The following is a 19,655-nucleotide window of genomic DNA, read 5'->3' on the forward strand; positions in this document are numbered from 1 at the left end:
AACCGCCATGCCGAAGACGCTGACGTCCGTTCTGCTGCTGGCCTTGGCGGTGCTGCTGGCGGCCTGCAATTCGAGCAACGTCAAATTCTCTATCGTGTCGGGTTCGGAAAACACCGTGCTGCAGCCGATCGTCCAGGAGTTCTGCGACAAACAGGGCGCCGCATGCACCTTCGCCTATGAGGGCTCGCTCGACATCGGCCTTGGCCTGCAGCGGCCTGGCGGGCTCGACCAGGACGCGGTCTGGCCGGCCTCGAGCGTGTGGGTCGACCTGTTCGATTCCGGCCGCAAGGTGCGCAACTTGACGTCGATCGCGCAGATGCCGGTCATTCTGGGGGTGCGCAAATCCAAGGCCGCCGAACTCGGCTGGGTCGGCAAGGATGTCTTCATGAAGGACATCCTGGCCGCGGTGAAGGACGGCAAGCTGAAATTCCTGATGACCTCGGCGACGCAATCCAATTCGGGCGCCAGCGCCTATCTGGCGATGCTGTCCAGCGCACTCGGCGGCAAGGAGGTGATTGAGCCCGGCGATCTCGACAATCCGAACGTGCGCGAGACGGTGAGCGCGCTGCTGCAGGGGGTCGAGCGTTCGTCCGGCTCGTCGGGCTGGCTCGCCGATCTCTATGTCGACAGCGCCGGCAAGGGCACCGTCTACGACGCGATGTGGAACTATGAGGCGACGCTGAAGGAGACCAACGACAAACTGAAGCAGATGGGCAAAGAGCCGCTCTACGCCGTCTATCCGGCCGACGGCGTCGCGGTCGGCGATTCGCCACTCGGCTTCATCGACCACGGACGCGGCCCGGAGGTCGAAAAATTCTTCACCGACCTGCTCGTCTATCTGCAGTCCGACGCCGTGCGCAAGCGTATCGCCGACACCGGCCGGCGGCTGCCGCTCGGCGGCTCGGCGATCCAGGCCGCAGCCGAAACCGACTGGAATTTTGATCCAGGAAAACTGGTGACCTCGATCCGCATGCCCGAACCGGCGGTGATCCGCAAGGCGCTCGATCTCTATCAGGAAGCCCTGCGCAAGCCGTCGCTGACGGCATTGTGCTTCGACTTCTCCGGCTCGATGGAAGACCAGGGCGAGAAACAATTGCAGGCCGCGGCGCAGTTCCTGTTCACGCCGGAAAAGGCGAGCGAAGTGCTGGTGCAATGGACGCCGTCCGACCACATCTTCGTGCTGCCGTTCGACAGTGTCGTACGCGCCAATTTCGAAGCGACCGGCGATGCGGGCGGGCAGGCCCAGCTGCTGGCCGCCGTTGCCGACCAGCATGCCGGCGGCGGCACCGACATGTACGCCTGTGCCCAGCAAGCGCTGCAGCAGATCACGGCGACGGCGGATCTGTCGAAATACCTGCCGGCGATCGTCATCATGACCGATGGCCCTACCGACGGCAGCGCCGACCTGTTTCTCAGCCAATGGCGCAGCGCGCCGGTGCGCGTGCCGGTGTTCGGCATCACCTTCGGCGACGCCGACAAGAGCCAGCTCGACAGCCTTGCCAAGGCGACTTCGGCACGGGTATTCGATGGCAGCGGCGATCTGGCCGGAGCCTTCCGTGCCGCCCGCGGCTACAACTGAGATGCGTGGCTAGGATGCGCGGCTTCGGCAACGACTGGAACTGGATCGTGGCGGGCCTGGTCTCGGCGGCACTGCTGGTCGGCTTGAGTTTTCTGACGCATTTTCCGTTCCTGGTGTCGGCGGTCATCGCCGCGCTGGTCTTTGCCGGGCTTGTGTTCGTGCTGGCGCCGCGCCAGCTGTTCGAAGGCCTAGACCTCAGCTCACTCAGTGGCAGCCGGGTTGCCTTTGCGCGTGAGTTGCTGGCGCAGGCCCAGCCGGCAGCTGACCGGCTTGCCGCAACCGCCCGCACCATTTCCGACAAGGACATGGCGGCCAAAGTGAAGAACCTGTCGGACATCGCCGCCGATGTGATCACCAGGGTCGAAACCAAGCCTGAAAGCGCGCCCGCCGTGCGGCGGTTCCTCACCTACTACGTGCCGCAGGCTGCTGAAGTTTCGGAGGGCTACGCGGCGTTGGCGAACCGGCGCGCGCCAAGCCAGGCGCGGCTGGCCAATGTCGGCGCGGTGATCACCAAGCTTCAGGACGCCTTCGTGCACTATGCCGACAGCCTGGCCGACAGTGAACTCGGCACGCTCGACGTTGACCTGCGACTCATTCAGGAGTCGCTGAAAGAGGATATCGGTCGCTGATGGCCATTTCCCGCCGCGCTTTCGGATTGGGTCTGCTTGGTGCCGCCGCCGCCGGCACCGGCGGCTACCTGACGCTCAAGGATCGCCCGGAGTTCCGCGGCTATCTGGGCAACAAGGCACATCTGTTCGGCTTCATCGGCGGCGAGAAACAGGCGTTCCTGGCTGATCCGGATGTCGTTCACGCGCTGGGTGGCTAAGGGCTGGAGATCGACGCACGTGTCGCGGGTTCGGTCGAGATGGTGCGCGAATCCGCGCTGTTGTCGCAGAAGCCGCAGTTCCTGTGGCCGTCGTCGTCGATCATGGTCGACCTGGCGCGCAAAAGCGGCGTGGCGATCCGCAACGACCAGGTGGTGCTCAACTCGCCGATCGTCGTCTACACCTGGGGGCCGGTGGTCGAGGGGCTGAAGAAGAGTGGACTAGTCACGGTCGCCGCCAAGGGCGGCTACAACCAGCTCGACCTCAAGGCATTGCTCGATGCCATACTGGCCGGCAAGACCTGGTCGGACCTCGGCATTGACGAGCTCTACGGCCGGTCGCGCATCGTCTCGACCGACCCCAACCGCTCAAACTCCGGCTTCATGTTCGCCGGGCTGGTGCTCAGCCTGATGAGCGGCGACGTGGCGACGCAGGAACTGCTGGCACAAACATGGCGACGAGGCCAAGGCGATCTTCCGCAGCATGGGGCTGAAGTCGTCGTCGTCGGGAAAGCTGTTTGACCAGTACATCGCCGGTGGCCTCGGCGCCGAGCCGATGGTGATTGGCTACGAAAACCAGCTGGTCGAATGGGCGCTCGCCGATCCGGCGCGCTGGCAAAGGGTACAGGCCGGCACGGGCGCCAAGCCGGAGATCCTCTACCCCAGGCCGACCGTCTACTCGGCGCATCCGTTGATTGTCATCGATCCGACGGTCGACAGGATGCTGGAGGCACTGACCAGCCCGAAACTGCAGGAGTTGGCCTGGTCGAAGCACGGTTTTCGCGGGCCGCTCGGCACCGTCATCGGCGGCGCCGATGCCGCGATCGCCGGGGTGCGGCCAGCCGAAATCGAAGCCGTGCTGCCGATGCCTTCAGCCGATGTGATGCTTGCGCTGCTCGCCCAGATGGAAGGGTAAGCCTACCCTCGCCCCATCCGGTTCCAGGCATCCAGCCCGGCGATCTTGTAAGCTTCGGCGAGCGTCGGATAGTTGAAGGTGTTGTTGACGAAGAAGTCGACGGTGCCGCCGAGATTGATCACCGCCTGGCCAATGTGGATGAGCTCTGTGGCGCCCTCGCCGATGATGTGCGCACCGAGCAGGCGGCGCGTTTCGATCGAGAACAACAGCTTCAGAAAGCCGGTATTGACGCCCATGATGTGGCCGCGCGAGGTCTCGCGAAAACGCGCCACGCCGACCTCGTAGGCGGCCCCACTTTCACGCACCTGTTCCTCGGACTGGCCGACCGTCGAGATTTCCGGCACCGCATAGATGCCATAGGGAAAGGTTTCGGGCGGCGGCGGCAAGGGCACGCCGAAAGCATGACAGGCCGCCACCCTGCCCTGCTCCATCGAGGTCGAGGCCAGGCTCGGAAAGCCGATGACGTCGCCGGCGGCGTAGATGTTGGGCGCGCTGGTCTGGAAGGTCTGCGGATCGACCTTGATCCGCCCCCTTGAGTCGGCTTCGATGCCGACGATATCCAAGCCCAGGCTGCCGACATTGCCGGTTCGGCCGGCGGCGTAGAGCACCACCTCGGAGCGAATGGTACGGCCATCGGCCAGTTCGACCTCGGCGGCGTCCTGCTTGGACCGGATTTCCTTCACCGCGCTGCCCAGCCGGATCGTCATGCCGCGATCACGCATCTGATGGATGAAATCGTCGACGATCTCGCGGTCGACGAAATCGAGGATAGAGTTGCGCGGCTCGACCAATGTCACCGGCACGTCCAGCGCGGAAAAGATCGTCGCATATTCGACCCCGATGACGCCGGCGCCGATCACGGTCAGCGTACGCGGCAAACGGTCGAGCTCCAGCATCTCGTCGCTGTCGAAGATTCGGGTCCTGTCGAAAGGCACATCGCGCGGCCTGTGCGGCCTTGTGCCGACCGCGATCAGCGCATTGGCAAAACCAACCTCGCTGTAGTCGCCTGTGTCGGTGGTCAGGCTGACCTTGTTGGGGCCAAGAAACTTCACGTCGGCGCGGGCGCTCTTGACAGTGTTGCGCATGAACTGGTGCTGCAGCACCTCGACCTCGTGGTCGAGCGTCTTGTGCAGGCGCTCGACAAGATCGCCGACCGAAATATCCTGCTTGACCCGGTAGCCGCGCCCATAGAAGCCGCGCTCGCGCCAACCCGAGAGGTTGAGCACGGTTTCGCGCAGCGTTTTCGATGGAATGGTGCCGGTATGCACCGAGACGCCGCCGAGACGCCGGCCGCGGTCGACCACCAGCGCCGATTTGCCGAGCTTGGCCGACTGCACCGCAGCGCGCCGTCCTGAGGGACCGCTGCCGATGACCAGCATGTCGTAGTCCATAGTGCCCCGTCCCTCTGCCCCTGAGCGCTTTGTTGCGCCGCAGCAAGCTAATGCCATCCGCGCCGCAAATTCAACCGATTCGGATTGCGTCTCGTGCAGCTCGCGCCCCGCGCGCCGCAAAAAAGCTCGATCTTGATTCCGCCGCGGGCCTTCACCATTTCATTACCGAGCGGCTCGCACCCTATGTCGGGCCTTGTTACGAGGAAATGACATGAACGCGCGCGTTCTTGACGGCGAAATCATCCCGACCAGGCTCGACGATGTCAGGGCCTATGACGGCGTGCGCACGCGGCGCATCCTGGCCTTCGTGATCGACTATATCATCGTCGCGCTGCTCACCATTCCGTTCGCCATCCTGGTGTTCTTCCTCGGCCTTCTGACGCTTGGTCTTGGCTGGATGCTGTTTGGCGCCCTGGTGCCGGCCGTCGCCATTCTCTACATCTGGAACACGCTGGGCAGTGCTGACCAGGCCACCACGGGCATGAAGCTGATGGGCATCCGGCTCGACCGGCTCGATGGCAGGCCGATCGACGGTCTGACCGCCGTCGTCCATTCGGTGCTGTTCTGGGCCAGCAACGTCATCTTGTCGCCGCTGGTCCTTCTGGTGACCTTGTTTGCCGATCGCAAGCGCACGCTGCACGACCTTTTGCTCGGCACCGTGGTCAGCCGCACCGACCGCTGAAACGGCCCCCTCGAGAGCAGTCACAGCCGATTGAGTGTAAATGTGAAGGCGTCTAGTCAACCACGCCCTCACAATCCTGTTGAATTTTTCGCCATCCGCGCCAAAGGTAGAGCGATTCGAAGGAGTGTTTCCAAGGCTCGATGACGCAGCATCCGACCCAGTCGCCGCAGTTCTTCCTGACCGCGCCGTCGCCGTGCCCGTATCTCGACGGCCAGTTCGAGCGCAAGGTGTTCACGCATCTGGTCGGCGACAAGGCGGCGGAGATGAACGACCTGTTGACGCAAGGCGGCTTCCGGCGCTCGCAGAACATCGCCTACAGGCCGGCATGCGAGACCTGCCGCGCCTGCGTTTCGGTACGCATCCTCGCCCAGGAATTTAGTGCCAGCCGCAACATGAAGCGGGTGCTGCAGCACAATTCCGACCTCGTCGGCCACATGCACAATGCCGAGCCCTCGACCGAACAATATTCGCTGTTTCGCAGCTACCTCGACGCCCGCCACCGCCGTGGCGGCATGTCCGACATGACGGTGCTCGACTACGCCATGATGGTCGAGGACACCCATGTCGACACCAAGGTGATCGAATACCGGCGGCGCGGGCCCGACACCTTCATCACCGGCAAGGGACAGGGCGAACTGATCGCGGTGGCGCTCACCGACAAGATGGCCGATGGCCTGTCGATGGTCTATTCCTATTTCAATCCCGATTTCGAGGAGCGTTCGCTCGGTACGTTCATGATCCTCGATCACATCGCCCGCGCCAGGGCGATGGGCCTGCCCCATGTCTACCTCGGCTACTGGGTCAACGGCTCGCGCAAGATGAATTATAAGATGCGCTTCATGCCGCAGGAGCATCTCGGCCCGAAAGGCTGGGAGCGCTACACCAACGAAGCGGTTTCACGCTGAGTTTTTCCACGATCCACCCATAACTGTTTCAAAGCGGGGGATGCTGGTCTTTCAGCCGCTTGGCTGGAGAGTGCGCCATTGCGCCGGTCCACCTGCATTTCATCGCGAAAGTTGCTGCATGTCCTCCCACAACGACCACCAGAAAGGCCTTCTGATCACCGCCATCGGCGGCTTGACGCTGACCGTCGACATTCCGCTGATCCGGCTCGCCGACGGCGGCGCATGGACGATCCTGCTGCTGCGCACCGGCACCACCTTCGTCGCGGCCATGATCATCTGGTCGATCTGGCGCGCGCTCAGCCGGAACGCCCCGCAACTCATCCCCGGCTGGTCCGGCCTTGTCGTGGCGATTTGCTACGGGCTGACCTCGATCACCTTCGTCACCGCCGTCTTCCACACCTCGACCGCCGACCTGGTGTTCATCCTGGCCTTCAACCCCGTTTTCGCCGCGTTGCTGTCTTGGATATTCCTGAAGGAGAAGCCACGGCTGGTGACGATCGTGGCGATGCTGGTCATGATCCTCGGCGTGCTGGTCATCGTCGGCGGCTCGGTCGGCACCGGGCACTTGTTCGGCGATTTCATGGCGCTGTGCTCGGCTTTCTTCATCGCGGTCGCCATCACCATCTCGCACGCCAGCGGCAAGGATATGGGATTCACGGCCCTTGTCGGCGTCCTTCTGCCGTTGGCGCTGGCGGCTTTCATGGTCACCGGCGAAGGGTTTCAGGTCAACGCGCCATGGTGGATCATCTTCAACGGTGCGGTGATCATGCCGATCTCGTTCTTCTGCCTCGCCAACGGTCCGAAATACATTTCCGGGCCAGAAGTGGCGATGTTCTACCTGCTCGAAACCGTGCTGGCGCCGGTCTGGGTGTGGATGATCTTTGCCGAGACACCGACCCGCAACAGCCTGATCGGCGGCGTGATCCTGATCGTCACGCTGATCGCGCATTCGCTGTGGCAACTGCACGACGGACGCAAGCGCCGTGGCGACCTTGCGGTGCATCACCCGGCCTAAGGTATGTCGATATTCAGGTGACGCCGGCCTGCAAACGGCGGTTTCCTGCGCTTCCGGTGCTCACGTACGAAAAGTACGCTCCGCTCCGGTTCTCGAAAGCCGTCGTTTTCGGCTCGGCCTAACCTGACTCTCAACACCCCTTAACGCGAACCGGATCGCAGAATCAGGCGCTGGCTTTCTTCACCACCCTGGGTTCAGGCAGAACCTCGATCTGTGGGCCAGCTTCGATTTCGGCCGGCGAACCCGGCATGATTTCGTCGGTCAGTTCCACCTCGCGCAGCCACTCGCGCCAGATCGCGACCAATAGGGCCATCAGCACCGGGCCGATGAACAGGCCGAGGAACCCCATGGTCTTGACGCCGCCGATCAGGCCGAAAAAGGTCGGCAGGAAGGGCAGCTTTATCGGCCCGCCGACGAGCTTCGGTCGCAGCGTCTTGTCGACGATGAACAGCTCGACCGCACCCCAGAGGAACAGCGCGAGCCCAGCCATCGGCGACCCGCTGGCGGCGAGGTAGATCGAGACCAGGGTGAAGGACAGCGGTGCGCCGCCGGGGATGAGCGCCATGACGCCGGTCAGGGCGCCGAGCGTCACCGGCGATGGCACGCCGGCCAGCCAGTAGGCAATGCCCAGCACCAGGCCTTCGCCTATGGCGATGACCGTCATGCCGGTCACGGTCGAAGAGATCGTCGCCGGCACGACGCGCGAGATCCGCTCCCATCGCGCCGGCAGGATGCGTTCGCCGAGACGGTCGACCTGGCCGGCAAAGTGCTCGCCGTCGCGATAGGCGAAGAACAGCGCGATCATCATGAACAGCAGCGTCAGGAGCAGGCCGAAGGCGCTGCCGCCGGCCGCCAGCACGCCGCGATAGATGCTGCCGATGTTGGCACCGCTGACCAACTGGATCAGTTCGCCAATGCCGCCAGGATGGCCAAAATTGGTCGTCCATTGCTCGTTCAGCCACTCGCCCACGACAGGCATGGTGGCGATCCAGTGCGGCGTCACCGCGCCGTGCCGGTTGGTCTCGATCGCCCAGCCGACCCACTCGCGCACCTCGTTGGTGGCGTAGGTGCCGGCAAGCGCGATCGGCACCACCAGGAAGGCAAGGATGAACAGGATGGCAAAGGTCGCGGCGATGGTGCGGTTGCCGCCAACCGCGACAAGCAGGCGCCGGTAGAGCGGCCAGCTGGCAAAAGCGATGACCAGCGCCGCCAGCACCGGAAACAGGAAGCCATGGAAGAAATAAACACCGGCGGCGACGATCAGCACCAGCAGCCAGCGCGCCGCCGACAGCGGCGGAATGACGGCCGATCGCAGCGGCGTCGACAGGCCGAACAGGCGCTGCTGCCGTTCCGGTTTCTGGATTTTTGCTTCCTTCAAACGCCCGCTTCTCCCGAACACCTTTCCTGCTTATGCACTGGTATAGTGCAGCAATCGTGACGATAGTCCAAATGGTGATGGTGAAGCTGCGAGGGCGAGATGGCCGGCAGCCGCCAGAGTGGGGCGCCGCGCATGAAACGCCGACCGACCCCCCCTGTCGCCTCCGGCGACATCTCCCCTTGAGGGGGAGATTAGCAGCTATCCAAACTTCCCTGTCCTCGGGAAGCCCTTCGGCACCATGCGGCCGGCAGAGGCACGGGCGCCGATCCATTCGGCCAGTTCCTCACGCGACCGGATGAAGGTGCGGTCGGCCGAATCCTGCCAGGACAGGCCGCTCTCCAGCGTGAACGGCTTGAGGTCGAGAAGGCCGCCGTCCTTGTATTTCTGCAGGCGAACGCCCTTGCCGCGTCCCATCTCCGGGATGTCGGAGAGTGCGAACACCAGCATCTTGCGATTCTCGCCGACGATGGCGAGATGGTCGCCAGTGAGCGGGATGCAGCGCTTGGCCTCGTCGGGCGCCTTGACGTTCATCACCTGCTTGCCCTTGCGGGTGTTGGCGACGACTTCCTCCTCCGGCACGATGAAGCCATTGGCGTCATACGAAGCCAGCAAAAGCTTGCGCTTCGGATCGTGGACGAAGGCGGTGACGATGTCCTGGTCATTGTCCATGTCGACGATGATGCGGATCGGCTCACCATGGCCGCGGCCACCCGGCAGCCGGTCGGCGCCGATGGTGTAGAACTTGCCGCCGGTGGTGAAGACCAGCACCTTGTCGGTGGTCTGGGCATGGAAGGCGAGCTTGAGGCTGTCACCCTCCTTGAAGGTCAGCGTCGAGAGATCGGCTAGATGCCCCTTCATCGCCCGCAGCCAACCCTTTTCCGAGACGACCACGGTGACCGGCTCGCGCTCGATCATGGCGTGCGCAATGTCGGTCAGGTCATGCTCGGGCGCATCGGCGAACTGGGTGCGGCGCTTGCCGAGCTCGGTCTCCGGGCCGAACTTGTCACGGATATTGGTGACTTCCCACTTGATCGTCGCCCATTGCTTTTCGTTTGAAGCAAGCAACGCCTCGATCTGTTTCTTCTCGGCGCTCAGACCGTCGAATTCCTTGCGGATCTCGAATTCTTCCAGCTTGCGCAGAGCGCGCAGCCGCATGTTGAGGATGGCTTCGGCCTGGGTGTCGGTGAGCGACCAGCGGGCCATCATCACCTGCTTGGGCTCATCCTCCTCGCGAATGATCCTGATCACCTCGTCGATGTTGAGGTAGGCGATCAGGTAGCCGGCGAGGATCTCCAGCCGTCTTTCGATCTCGCCAAGACGATGTTTCGAGCGGCGAACAAGCACGTCACGGCGGTGTTCGAGCCATTCCTGCAGCACGCCTTTCAGCGACAGGACGTTGGGCACCTTGCCGCGCGACAGGACGTTCATGTTGAGCGGGAAGCGGCTTTCGAGCTCGGTCAGCTTGAAAAGCGATTCCATCAGGATGCCCGGGTCGACCGAGCGGCTCTTCGGCACCAGCACGACGCGGATGTCTTCGGCACTTTCGTCGCGGATATCCTCGAGCAGCGGCAGCTTTCGCGCCATCAAGAGCTCGGCGATCTTCTCGATCAGCCGCGCCTTCTGCACGCCGTAGGGGATTTCGGTGACGACGATGCTCCAGGTGCCCCTGCCCTGGTCCTCCTGGATCCACTTCGACCGGACGCGAAAGCCGCCGCGCCCGGTTTCATAGGCTTCCAGGATAGCGGCGCGGCTGTCGACGATAATGCCACCGGTCGGGAAATCCGGTCCCTGGACAAAGTCCATGAGCTTCGCCACCGGCGCATCGCGATGTTCGATCAGATGCAGGGCCGCATCGCAAAGCTCGGCTGCGTTGTGGGGCGGGATCGATGTCGCCATGCCCACCGCAATGCCGGACGAGCCGTTGGCGAGCAGGTTCGGAAAGGCGCCAGGCAAAACCACCGGCTCCTCATCCTCTTCATTGTAGGTCGGCCGATAGTCGACGGCATCCTCGGTGATGCCGGACAACAGCTCGGTCGCCACATCGGTCATGCGCGCTTCGGTGTAGCGCATGGCTGCGGCGTTATCGCCGTCGATGTTGCCGAAATTGCCCTGCCCGTCGACCAGGGGGTAGCGCATCGAAAAATCCTGCGCCAGCCGCACCAGCGCGTCATAGATCGACTGGTCGCCATGCGGGTGGAACTTGCCCATCACCTCGCCGACGATGCGGGCGCATTTGGCAAAGCCCTGGTCGGGGTTCAGCCGCAGCAGACGCATGGCGTGCATGATGCGGCGATGGACCGGTTTCAGTCCGTCGCGCACGTCCGGCAGCGCCCGGTGCATGATGGTCGACAGCGCATAGGCCAGATAGCGCTCTTCCAGCGCCTTCTTCAGATCGACCGGTTCGACATGATCGCCACCGCCATTTTCAGGCGGCAAAAGCCTTTTTCCCATGGGCTGGACCTAGCCGAGCGGGTGATTCGCGGCAAGGGGCCGGCAGATGTACCGGCGCTTCTGCAACATGAAACCGCAGGCCAACGGATGTCGACCAACATCAGCCTGTTACATCAGGCCTCTATGGCCAAGCGTGATGATATCAGGCAACCGGCTCTTCATTACAAATTCACCGGTTTGCGCAAAGACGGTGGGATCGAGTTTGCCTTTCACCGCGATTTTCGACCATTGTGCCGGGACGCGCCTTTTTCCCGTCCAGTTCGTCACGGAATGGTGATGGCGCAAAGAATTGAAAAATAATTTCAGGACACTCTCAGGGACCTTGCGATGACAATCAACCGCTCAACTCTCCAGAAGTTCGCCTTTTCGACCTTTTTGCTCACGCTGCCGCTGAACGCGGCCCTCGCCCAGGACGCAGCGGTCGCCGACCGGCTGAAGGCCGCACTTTCCGCCCAGGGCGTCGACATCTCCTGGACCGGCGTGACCGGCGACAACACCAGCATGGTGCTGCAGGGCGTTGCCATCAAGCCGGCGGCGGAAAAGGAAGCGCTCCCCATCGGCGACGTCAAGCTCGAGGGCGTCACCGAGGCAAACGGCGGCTATGATATCGCCACCGTGTCGACGTCGGCATTCTCACACTCAAAGGACGGCGTCACGCTCAACCTCAGCCCCTTCGTCATCCACGGCATGACGGTTCCGGCCGACGGCTCCACCGGTCCGCTGGGCTCGCTGATGATGTACAAGTCGGCCGAACTCTCGAACATGACCGTCAAGGTCGCCGACAAGACCGCCTTCTCGATGGACGGACTTGCCGTCGAGATCACGCCGCCGGCGGAAGGTAAGGCGATGGAATTCACCGCAACCACGGAAAAGTTCAATGCCGACCTGACGCTGGTCGACGACCCCAAGTCCAAGGAGGTCATCAACGCGCTGGGCTACCAGAACATCGCGGGCAATCTCGAGATGGCCGGAACCTGGCAGCCCACGGACGGCAAGATGGAACTGTCGAAATACGACATTTCCGTCGAGAACGCCGGCACGCTCGGCATGACCTTCGACCTCGGCGGCTACACGATGGACTTCATCAAGTCGCTGCAGGAAATGCAGAAGAAGATGGCGGCACAGCCCGAAGGTGCCGACAATTCGGCGCAAGGCATGGCCATGCTCGGCCTGTTGCAACAGCTTTCGTTCAACAGCGCCTCGATCCGTTTCGACGACGATTCGCTGACCAACAAGGTGCTGGAATATGTCGGCAAGCAGCAAGGCATGTCGGCCAAGGACATCGCCAACCAGGCCAAGGCGATCGTGCCGTTCGGCATGGCACAGCTCAACAATCCGGAACTGACGGCGCAGGTGACGGCCGCCGTCGGCAAATATCTCGACGATCCGAAGAGCCTCGAAATCTCGGCCGAACCGCCGGCATCTGTGCCGTTCGCGCTGATCATGGCGGGCGCCATGTCCAACCCGCTCGAATTGCCGAAGACGCTCGGCGTCGCCGTCAAGGCCAACGAAGACTGATCGAAGCGACCCCGATACGCGAAAAAGCCCGGCAGCGATGCCGGGCTTTTTTTGTCGGATTAGCGAATCGAAAGAATCGGTTCAGGCAGTTCTTTAAAGCATCACCCGAAGCGCGATCAGGCGTCCTTCTTGGGTGCGGCGACGCGCAGCGCCAGTTCGCGAAGCTGCTGCGGGCTTGCTTCCGAAGGCGCGTTCATCAACAAATCGTACGCCTGCTGGTTCATCGGGAACATGGTGATCTCACGCAGGTTCTTCGCGCCGACCAGCAGCATGACGACACGATCGACGCCGGCGGCCATGCCGCCATGCGGTGGCGCGCCGTACTGGAAGGCCCGGTAGAGGCCGCCGAAGCGCTCCTCGACCGTGGCGCGATCCAGCCCGACCGTCTCGAACGCCTTGACCATGGTCTCGGGCAAATGGTTGCGGATACCGCCAGAGGCGATTTCGAAGCCATTGCAGACCATGTCGTACTGGAACGCCTTGATGCCGAGCAGATCCTCGCCATTCAGCGCATCGATGCCGCCCTGCGGCATTGAGAAGGGGTTGTGAGCGAAGTCGATCTTCTTCTCTTCCTCGTTCCATTCGAAGAACGGGAAGTCGACGATCCAGCACAGTTCGAAGCGCTCGCGGTCGACCAGGTTCAGCTCCTCGCCTGCGCGGGTGCGTGCGGCACCTGCAAACGAGACGAACTTCTTCGGGTCGCCGGCGACAAAGAAGGCGGCGTCGCCGTCGGCAAGGCCGAGCTGTTGGCGGATCGCTTCGGTGCGCTCCTCGCCGATGTTCTTGGCGAGCGGACCGGCGCCTTCGATCTTGTCGCCCTCCTTGCGCCAGAAGATGTAGCCCAGCCCGGGCTGGCCCTCGCCTTGCGCCCACGAATTCATGCGGTCGCAGAAGGCACGGCTGCCGCCGGTCTTGGCCGGTATGCCCCACACCTCGGCCTTGGGGTCGTTGGCCAGGATGTTGGCGAACACCTTGAAGCCGGAATCGCGGAAGTGATCGGAGACGGCCTGCATCTCGATCGGGTTGCGAAGGTCCGGCTTGTCGGAACCGTATTTGCGCATGGCGACGTCATAGGGGATGCGCTGGAATTTCTGCGTCACGGGCTTGCCATTGGCGAAGGTCTCGAAGACCCCGCGCAACACCGGTTCCATGGTCGACAGAACGTCGTCCTGCTCGACGAAGCTCATTTCGAGGTCGAGCTGGTAGAATTCGCCCGGCAGACGGTCGGCGCGCGGGTCCTCGTCGCGGAAACATGGCGCGATCTGGAAGTAACGGTCGAAACCCGACACCATGATCAGCTGCTTGTACTGCTGCGGCGCCTGCGGCAGTGCGTAGAAGGTGCCGGGATGGATGCGCGACGGCACCAGGAAGTCGCGCGCGCCTTCCGGCGACGAAGCGGTCAGGATCGGCGTCGAGAATTCGGTGAAGCCGACCTCGCCCATACGCCTGCGCATTTCGGCGATGATTTTTGTCCGGGCGATGATGTTCTTGTGCAGGGTCTCACGGCGCAGGTCGAGGAAGCGGTATTTCAGCCTTATATCCTCGGGATAGTCAGGCTCGCCGAACACCGGCAGCGGCAATTCCTTGGCCGCCGACAGCACCTCGATCTCGCGTGCGAAAATCTCGGTCTCGCCGGTGGGCAGGTTGGCGTTCGTGGTCTCGGGCAAGCGCGCCTTGACCTCGCCGTCGACGCGGATGACCCACTCGCCACGCACGGTCTCGGCAACCTTGAAGGCCGGCGAATCCGGATCGGCGACGATCTGGGTCAGGCCATAATTGTCGCGCAGGTCGATGAACAGCAGGCCGCCATGATCGCGCACGCGATGCACCCAGCCAGACAGGCGAACGGTCGAGCCGACGTCGCTCTTCCTCAACTGGGCACAGGTATGGCTGCGGTAACGGTGCATTGTCATTGGTAGGGTCCGGGGTGCTGCGTTGCCGGCCGAAGCATCACAGCCCGGCCTCAAAATTTGCGCGAAAAGCGCATGGGAGGCCGGATTTGTCAAGGCAAGCGGCGCCGGGCGCCGCCCGACAGGCGCAGCAAGCCCCATGGCTAGCGACAGCGCAACGGATTCAGGCGGCGTCCCCACGGCAAGCCGCGTCGTAATCGGCCAGCACCTGGCCGATCGCGGCATGAAGAATAGCCTCGGGATTCCCTGCAGGCCCGAGTTCGGCCGGCACCATCGGCAGGAATTGCCGCATCAGCGTTTCGGGCATAGCGACGCCGTTGAGCACCTCGCGCAAGCGGCCGACGGCAACGCCGGCAGTGGGGTTGCTCCAATAATAGCGGATGCGGTCGCTGTAGCTGTAGTGCCGCTGCAAATAGAGGCTCGCGTCACTGCCGTGATAGTGACTGTGCCAATGGCCAGGTGACGCCAGCATCACGCGCTCCATCGTGCGGGCCAGCGATCTATTGCCGTAATCCGCGACCATTTCGGACGCGATCAGGTCAAGCCCGTAAAGCGCCTCGCGCAAGGCGAATGTCAGGCCCGGGCCGACCTTGAGGATGGGAAAGCCATTTCTGACAAGTGCCGTCAGCGCCGCGCGGCTCTGATAGTCGGTGGAATGCGCCTCGTAGACGAGCGACAGTTCCTCATCAAGCAGTTCGGTCAGCGCTTTCGACGCCTCCGGCCTGTAGGCGACGACATTTTGGCTGCCGAATTCAACGCCCGGCTGCACGACCACGGCGATGACGCGGCCAAACGCTTCGGCCAGGCCTTCCCGGGCAAAGATCTGGCGATGCACATCGATCGTGCGGCGCGCCGCTGCCGCTTCGGTGGGCCTCAGGTCGCTGATCGTGTGATCGACGCCGCCCGGGGCGGGAACCTCGGTGCCTATGATGTAGACCGGCAATGCACCGCCACTGGCGTGGGCCGCCTTTTCAGCCGCCCTGGCCAGCCGCACCGCCCGCATGGCTATCGTCTCGTCGTCCAGGGCCGCCGGCTCGCCGGCGCATCCCATCGACGCGTCAAGATGGATCTTGCTGAAGCCGGCCCAGACATAGGCGGTGACCATGGCTTCGGCCTTGCTCATCGCCTGTGCGGCCGGCTCCGCGCGCCACGGGTTCGGTCCAAGGTGGTCGCCACCGAAGATGATGCGTGAGGCCTCCAGGCCTTCCCTGCTGGCGATCTCCTGCACGAAGGCGATGAACAGGTCCGGGGTCATCCCGGTGTAGCCGCCGAACTGATTGACCTGGTTGCAGGTTGCCTCGATCAGCAGCGTGGTTTCCTTGTCCCGGACGGCGCGCCTGATGGCGGTCTGGATGACCAGCGGATGGGCCGAGCAGATCGACGTCATGCCATAAGGCGATCCGTTTCGGCGGGCGGTGGCGAGGCCTGCAAGCGGGTTGGCCATCATGTCGCCCTCTGTGTCCCGGCGATGAAGCGGTCAAGCACATCGAAGCCGGCGATGCCTTCCATGGGTCCGCGCCGCGTGACGTTGCGGGCGCCGGCGGCATTGGCATAGAACAGCGCCTTGTCAGGCTCCATCCCGATGCGCCGGCAGGTCAGGTAGGTCGCGCCGAAACAGTCGCCGGCTCCGGTCGGGTCCACTTCCTCCACCCGGAAGCCGGCGCAGTCGATCCTGCTGCCATCGGCAGCGAACCGGGACGAGCCGGCAGCCCCGCGCTTCAGCACGATCTCGCCGACGCCCCTGGCGATCAACGCCTTCACCGCCTGGCATTCATCGTCGACCCCCGCCGCGGTAAGCAACTCTTCGCCGGAAGGAAGCAGCAGATCGGCATCGTCGACCAGGGCCGAAAATTGCGCGCCGTCGGCGCCGTCGATCAGTTCCTTGCGCACATTCGGATCGAAGGAGGTCGAGCCGCCGCGGGCGCGCACTGCCTTCGTGGCATAGGCAACGATGTCCCTCAGCCCGGCTACGGACAGAGTGGATCCCATGACATGCAGGTGACCGGCCCTGTCCGCCAGTTGGCGCGCCTCGCTGGTGAGGCGGATTTGCCCGGCGGCGGATTCGGCGATGTTGTAGACGAAGTCGCGGCCACCATCGAGCCTGTAGCGAACGAAAGCGCTTCCGGTCGGGTAGCGATCGCTGACGGCCACGGCGGACACGTCGACGCCGTCGCGCCTGAGCCTTTCCAGATTGATCGTGCCAAAATCGTCGCGGCCGACGCAGGCGACGAGCCCGGCGGCGGCGCCCAGCCTTGCGACCTGATCGATGAAGATGGCAGGAGCACCGCTCGGGTAAGGGCCGACCAGCGTCATCGGTTCGAGGAAACCCAGACCCCGCTCCGTCGCCATGATCTCGACCAGGATTTCGCCGGCGGCAATCGTCGGACCCACGGATTCGGACGCGATCTCCCTTCGGCGGGAAAAGCTCATTCCTGTAATTCCTTCTCTCCCCAGCCGGAGCGGACGCGGATCGTGTCGGCGTTCGGGTTGTACGATCGCTCCTGACTGTAGCCGAGGTAATTCGCATCGCGAGCGAAGTCAACACAAACTGCACGTACGTTCACTTTATTTGCTACGCACGCGCCTTTCCCGATGTGCCAAATGGCAAGAAGCTGTGCGCCGCGCTGGGTCTGGCCGCCAAATATCAACTCCTATGCAGCTTGACTTGGGTGTTTTCAAGCGCAATAAAATATATACGCATGTTCACTTACACATGCGCATTCGTAAAGGAGGAGACGAAATGCCAATTGGTAAGCGTATTGGAATTCTCGCCGCGTCGGTCGCCGCTTCCGCACTGATGGCGACTGCCGCCCTGGCCGCGGAGATCACGGTTGCGACGGTCAACAATGGCGACATGATCATCATGCAGAAGCTGTCGCCCGAATGGGAGAAGGCGACGGGAAACAAGGTCAACTGGGTGGTGCTCGAGGAAAACGTGCTGCGCGAGCGAGTCACTACCGACATCGCCACCAAGGGCGGCCAGTTCGACGTGCTGACCATCGGCGGCTATGAAACGCCGATCTGGGGCAAGAGCGGCTGGCTGACATCGCTCAACGATCTTGGCGACGATTATGACTATGACGATCTGATCGCGCCGGTGCGCAGCGGCCTGACGGTCGACGGCAAGCTCTATGCCGTGCCCTTCTACGCCGAAAGCTCGTTCACGCTCTACCGCAAGGACCTGTTCGACGCCGCCGGGCTGAAGATGCCGGAGCAGCCCACCTATGACCAGATCACCGAATTCGCCGACAAACTCACCGACAAGTCGAAAGAGCAATACGGCCTGTGCCTGCGCGGCAAGCCGGGCTGGGGCGAGAACATGGCCTTTGTCGGCACGCTGGTGAACACGTTCGGCGGCCGCTGGTTCGACATGGACTGGAAGCCGCAGATCAATTCGGATGCATGGAAGAAGGCGATCGGCTGGTATGTCGACACGATGAAGAAGGATGGACCTCCCGGAATAAGCTCCAACGGCTTCAACGAGAACCAGACCTTGTTCGCCTCCGGCCATTGCGCGATGTGGATCGACGCCACGTCGGCGGCGGGTCGTGTCTATGATCCGAAGCAGAGCAAGGTTGCCGACAAGGTCGCCTTCGCCAAGGCACCGGTGGCGGTCACGCCCAACGGTTCGGCCTGGGGCTGGGCATGGAGTCTCGCCATCCCGGCGAGTTCCACCAAGGCGGATGCTGCGAAGTCGTTCGTAAAATGGGCGACCTCGAAAGCCTACGTCCAGCGCGTCGGCGAGACCGAAGGTTGGGTTGCGGCGCCTCCGGGAACGCGCAAATCCACCTATGCCAGCCCCGACTACCAGAAGGCGGCGCCTTTTGCCGCGACGGTGCTTTCGGCGATCGAATCCGCCGATCCGACCAAGCAGACCAAGGATCCGGTTCCGTATACCGGCATCCAGTTCGTCGCCATCCCCGAATTCCAGGGCATCGGCACCGAAGTAGGTCAGGCGATCGCCGCCGCGGTCACCGGTCAGCAATCGGTCGACGATGTGCTCAATGGCGCCCAGACCGCCGTGGAGAAGACGATGACGGAGGCAGGCTACATCAAATAGCTGCGTTCAAGCCAGGGATGGTGCGTGTGCCGTCCCAGGCAATCCGGGCCTGAAAAGACCTCCCGTTGCAGCAGGCCTGGAGGATGCACGGATCCGTCACAGCGGGTCCGTGCGTTTCTCAGGCGGCGTCTGGGCTCCGATGGGCCACGTCTCTCCATGACGTCGCGCCGGTCGCCATCTGGCCGCTCTGATGCCGTTTCAAAAAACTCACGGAATTGGATTCGGACATGAAACTGAACAACAAGATTGCCCTCATAACAGGCGGTGCGCGCGGCATTGGCCTGGGTTTCGCGCAAGCCTATGTGCGCGAAGGCGCCGAGGTGGTGATTGCCGATATCGACATCGAGCGGGCCACGCGGGCCGCCGCCGCGATCGGTGCGGCGGCCAGAGCCATCCAGCTTGACGTCACCGACCTCGGTGCGATCGACAGGGTCGTGGCGGCGGTCGACCGCGATTTCGGCGGCATCGATATCCTCGTCAACAATGCAGCCATCTTCGACATGGCGCCGATAACCGACATCACCGAAGCGAGCTATGACAGGGTGTTCGCCATCAATCTCAAGGCGCCGCTGTTCATGATGAAGGCGGTGGCCAATGTGATGATCGCGCGCGGTCGCGGCGGCAAGATCATCAACATGGCGAGCCAGGCCGGTCGGCGCGGCGAGGCGCTGGTGACGCTTTACTGCGCCTCCAAGGCAGCCATCATTTCGGCCACGCAGTCGGCGGCGCTGGCGCTGGTCAAACACGGCATCAATGTCAACGCGATCGCGCCCGGTGTCGTCGACGGCGAGCATTGGGATGTCGTCGATGCGCACTTCGCCCGCTGGGAAGGCCTGAAGCCGGGCGAGAAGAAGGCGGCAGTGGCCAGATCGGTCCCGATCGGCCGCTTCGCGCAGCCCGAGGATATTGCCGGGCTCGCCGTGTTCCTGGCATCGCCCGACAGCGACTACATCCTTGCGCAGACGTACAATGTCGACGGCGGCAACTGGATGAGCTGACGCGCCCGAGCCGCGCCATCCGGGACAAA

General features: G+C 63.2%; 15 protein-coding genes and 1 pseudogene. 10 read left to right on the top strand and 6 right to left on the bottom strand.

Features of this window, described 5'->3' with window-relative positions; translation table 11 throughout:
* Positions 1 to 7: 7 nt before the first annotated feature.
* The 3 genes and pseudogenes from CGZ66_RS17345 to CGZ66_RS17355 all read left to right on the top strand — a co-directional run bounded on the left by CGZ66_RS17345 (position 8) and on the right by CGZ66_RS17355 (position 3,318).
* Positions 8 to 1,579, top strand: a complete 1,572-nt coding sequence (locus tag CGZ66_RS17345; RefSeq protein WP_095085748.1) for a VWA domain-containing protein — start codon at positions 8 to 10, stop codon at positions 1,577 to 1,579.
* A gap of 14 nt (positions 1,580 to 1,593) precedes the next feature.
* Positions 1,594 to 2,208, top strand: coding sequence for a 5-bromo-4-chloroindolyl phosphate hydrolysis family protein (locus CGZ66_RS17350; protein WP_095085751.1), 615 nt, complete (start codon positions 1,594 to 1,596; stop codon positions 2,206 to 2,208).
* Positions 2,208 to 3,318, top strand: a pseudogene (locus tag CGZ66_RS17355) (type 2 periplasmic-binding domain-containing protein). Before CGZ66_RS17350 ends, CGZ66_RS17355 begins: the two are co-directional and overlap by 1 nt.
* A 2-nt stretch (positions 3,319 to 3,320) precedes the next feature.
* Here the strand turns inward: CGZ66_RS17355 and sthA are convergent.
* Positions 3,321 to 4,709 (bottom strand): Si-specific NAD(P)(+) transhydrogenase, encoded by a 1,389-nt coding sequence (gene sthA / locus CGZ66_RS17360; protein WP_095085754.1) that lies wholly within the window; start codon positions 4,707 to 4,709, stop codon positions 3,321 to 3,323.
* 211 nt (positions 4,710 to 4,920) lie between these two features.
* Between sthA and CGZ66_RS17365 the strand changes: the two genes are divergently transcribed.
* The 3 genes from CGZ66_RS17365 to CGZ66_RS17375 all read left to right on the top strand — a co-directional run bounded on the left by CGZ66_RS17365 (position 4,921) and on the right by CGZ66_RS17375 (position 7,311).
* Positions 4,921 to 5,391 carry an RDD family protein gene (locus CGZ66_RS17365; RefSeq protein WP_095085757.1) on the top strand — a complete coding sequence of 157 codons (471 nt, stop codon included), beginning with the start codon at positions 4,921 to 4,923 and terminating at the stop codon, positions 5,389 to 5,391.
* Positions 5,392 to 5,531: 140 nt separating this feature from the next.
* Positions 5,532 to 6,296, top strand: coding sequence for an arginyltransferase (locus CGZ66_RS17370; protein ID WP_095085760.1), 765 nt, complete (start codon positions 5,532 to 5,534; stop codon positions 6,294 to 6,296).
* 118 nt (positions 6,297 to 6,414) lie between these two features.
* A complete protein-coding gene (locus tag CGZ66_RS17375; RefSeq protein ID WP_095085762.1) occupies positions 6,415 to 7,311 on the top strand; it encodes a DMT family transporter in 897 nt (298 codons plus the stop codon).
* A gap of 163 nt (positions 7,312 to 7,474) precedes the next feature.
* Here CGZ66_RS17375 and CGZ66_RS17380 read toward each other — a convergent pair whose 3' ends face one another.
* Both CGZ66_RS17380 and parC read right to left on the bottom strand, forming a co-directional pair.
* The gene (locus CGZ66_RS17380) at positions 7,475 to 8,689 is read right to left on the bottom strand and encodes an AI-2E family transporter (RefSeq protein WP_095086655.1); all 1,215 of its coding nucleotides are present in this window, start codon (positions 8,687 to 8,689) and stop codon (positions 7,475 to 7,477) included.
* A 198-nt stretch (positions 8,690 to 8,887) separates the two neighbouring features.
* Positions 8,888 to 11,140 carry a DNA topoisomerase IV subunit A gene (parC, locus tag CGZ66_RS17385; RefSeq protein WP_095085765.1) on the bottom strand — a complete coding sequence of 751 codons (2,253 nt, stop codon included), beginning with the start codon at positions 11,138 to 11,140 and terminating at the stop codon, positions 8,888 to 8,890.
* Between parC and CGZ66_RS39180 the strand changes: the two genes are divergently transcribed.
* Positions 11,096 to 11,440, top strand: coding sequence for a hypothetical protein (locus tag CGZ66_RS39180; protein WP_143748780.1), 345 nt, complete (start codon positions 11,096 to 11,098; stop codon positions 11,438 to 11,440). The genes parC and CGZ66_RS39180 overlap by 45 nt on opposite strands.
* A 27-nt stretch (positions 11,441 to 11,467) precedes the next feature.
* Positions 11,468 to 12,658: a hypothetical protein gene (locus tag CGZ66_RS17390; RefSeq protein ID WP_095085768.1), complete on the top strand. Its 1,191-nt coding sequence runs from the start codon at positions 11,468 to 11,470 to the stop codon at positions 12,656 to 12,658.
* A 116-nt stretch (positions 12,659 to 12,774) separates the two neighbouring features.
* Here the strand turns inward: CGZ66_RS17390 and aspS are convergent, their stop codons facing one another.
* The 3 genes from aspS to CGZ66_RS17405 form a co-directional block, all read right to left on the bottom strand.
* The gene (aspS, locus tag CGZ66_RS17395; protein ID WP_167392169.1) at positions 12,775 to 14,565 is read right to left on the bottom strand and encodes an aspartate--tRNA ligase; all 1,791 of its coding nucleotides are present in this window, start codon (positions 14,563 to 14,565) and stop codon (positions 12,775 to 12,777) included.
* 166 nt (positions 14,566 to 14,731) lie between these two features.
* The gene (locus tag CGZ66_RS17400) at positions 14,732 to 16,015 is read right to left on the bottom strand and encodes a D-tagatose-bisphosphate aldolase, class II, non-catalytic subunit (RefSeq protein ID WP_425352296.1); all 1,284 of its coding nucleotides are present in this window, start codon (positions 16,013 to 16,015) and stop codon (positions 14,732 to 14,734) included.
* Positions 16,012 to 16,998: a tagatose kinase gene (locus CGZ66_RS17405; RefSeq protein ID WP_095085774.1), complete on the bottom strand. Its 987-nt coding sequence runs from the start codon at positions 16,996 to 16,998 to the stop codon at positions 16,012 to 16,014. The genes CGZ66_RS17400 and CGZ66_RS17405 overlap by 4 nt, the downstream gene beginning before the upstream one ends.
* A gap of 310 nt (positions 16,999 to 17,308) precedes the next feature.
* Between CGZ66_RS17405 and CGZ66_RS17415 the strand changes: the two genes are divergently transcribed.
* Together CGZ66_RS17415 and CGZ66_RS17420 are read left to right on the top strand one after the other, a co-directional pair.
* The gene (locus tag CGZ66_RS17415) at positions 17,309 to 18,628 is read left to right on the top strand and encodes an ABC transporter substrate-binding protein (RefSeq protein WP_167392149.1); all 1,320 of its coding nucleotides are present in this window, start codon (positions 17,309 to 17,311) and stop codon (positions 18,626 to 18,628) included.
* 227 nt (positions 18,629 to 18,855) lie between these two features.
* Complete coding sequence (locus CGZ66_RS17420) at positions 18,856 to 19,626, top strand: L-iditol 2-dehydrogenase (protein ID WP_095085780.1); 771 nt, start codon at positions 18,856 to 18,858, stop codon at positions 19,624 to 19,626.
* Positions 19,627 to 19,655: the final 29 nt, after the last annotated feature.

The organism is Mesorhizobium sophorae, assembly GCF_002270415.1.
Lineage (GTDB): Bacteria > Pseudomonadota > Alphaproteobacteria > Rhizobiales > Rhizobiaceae > Mesorhizobium > Mesorhizobium sophorae.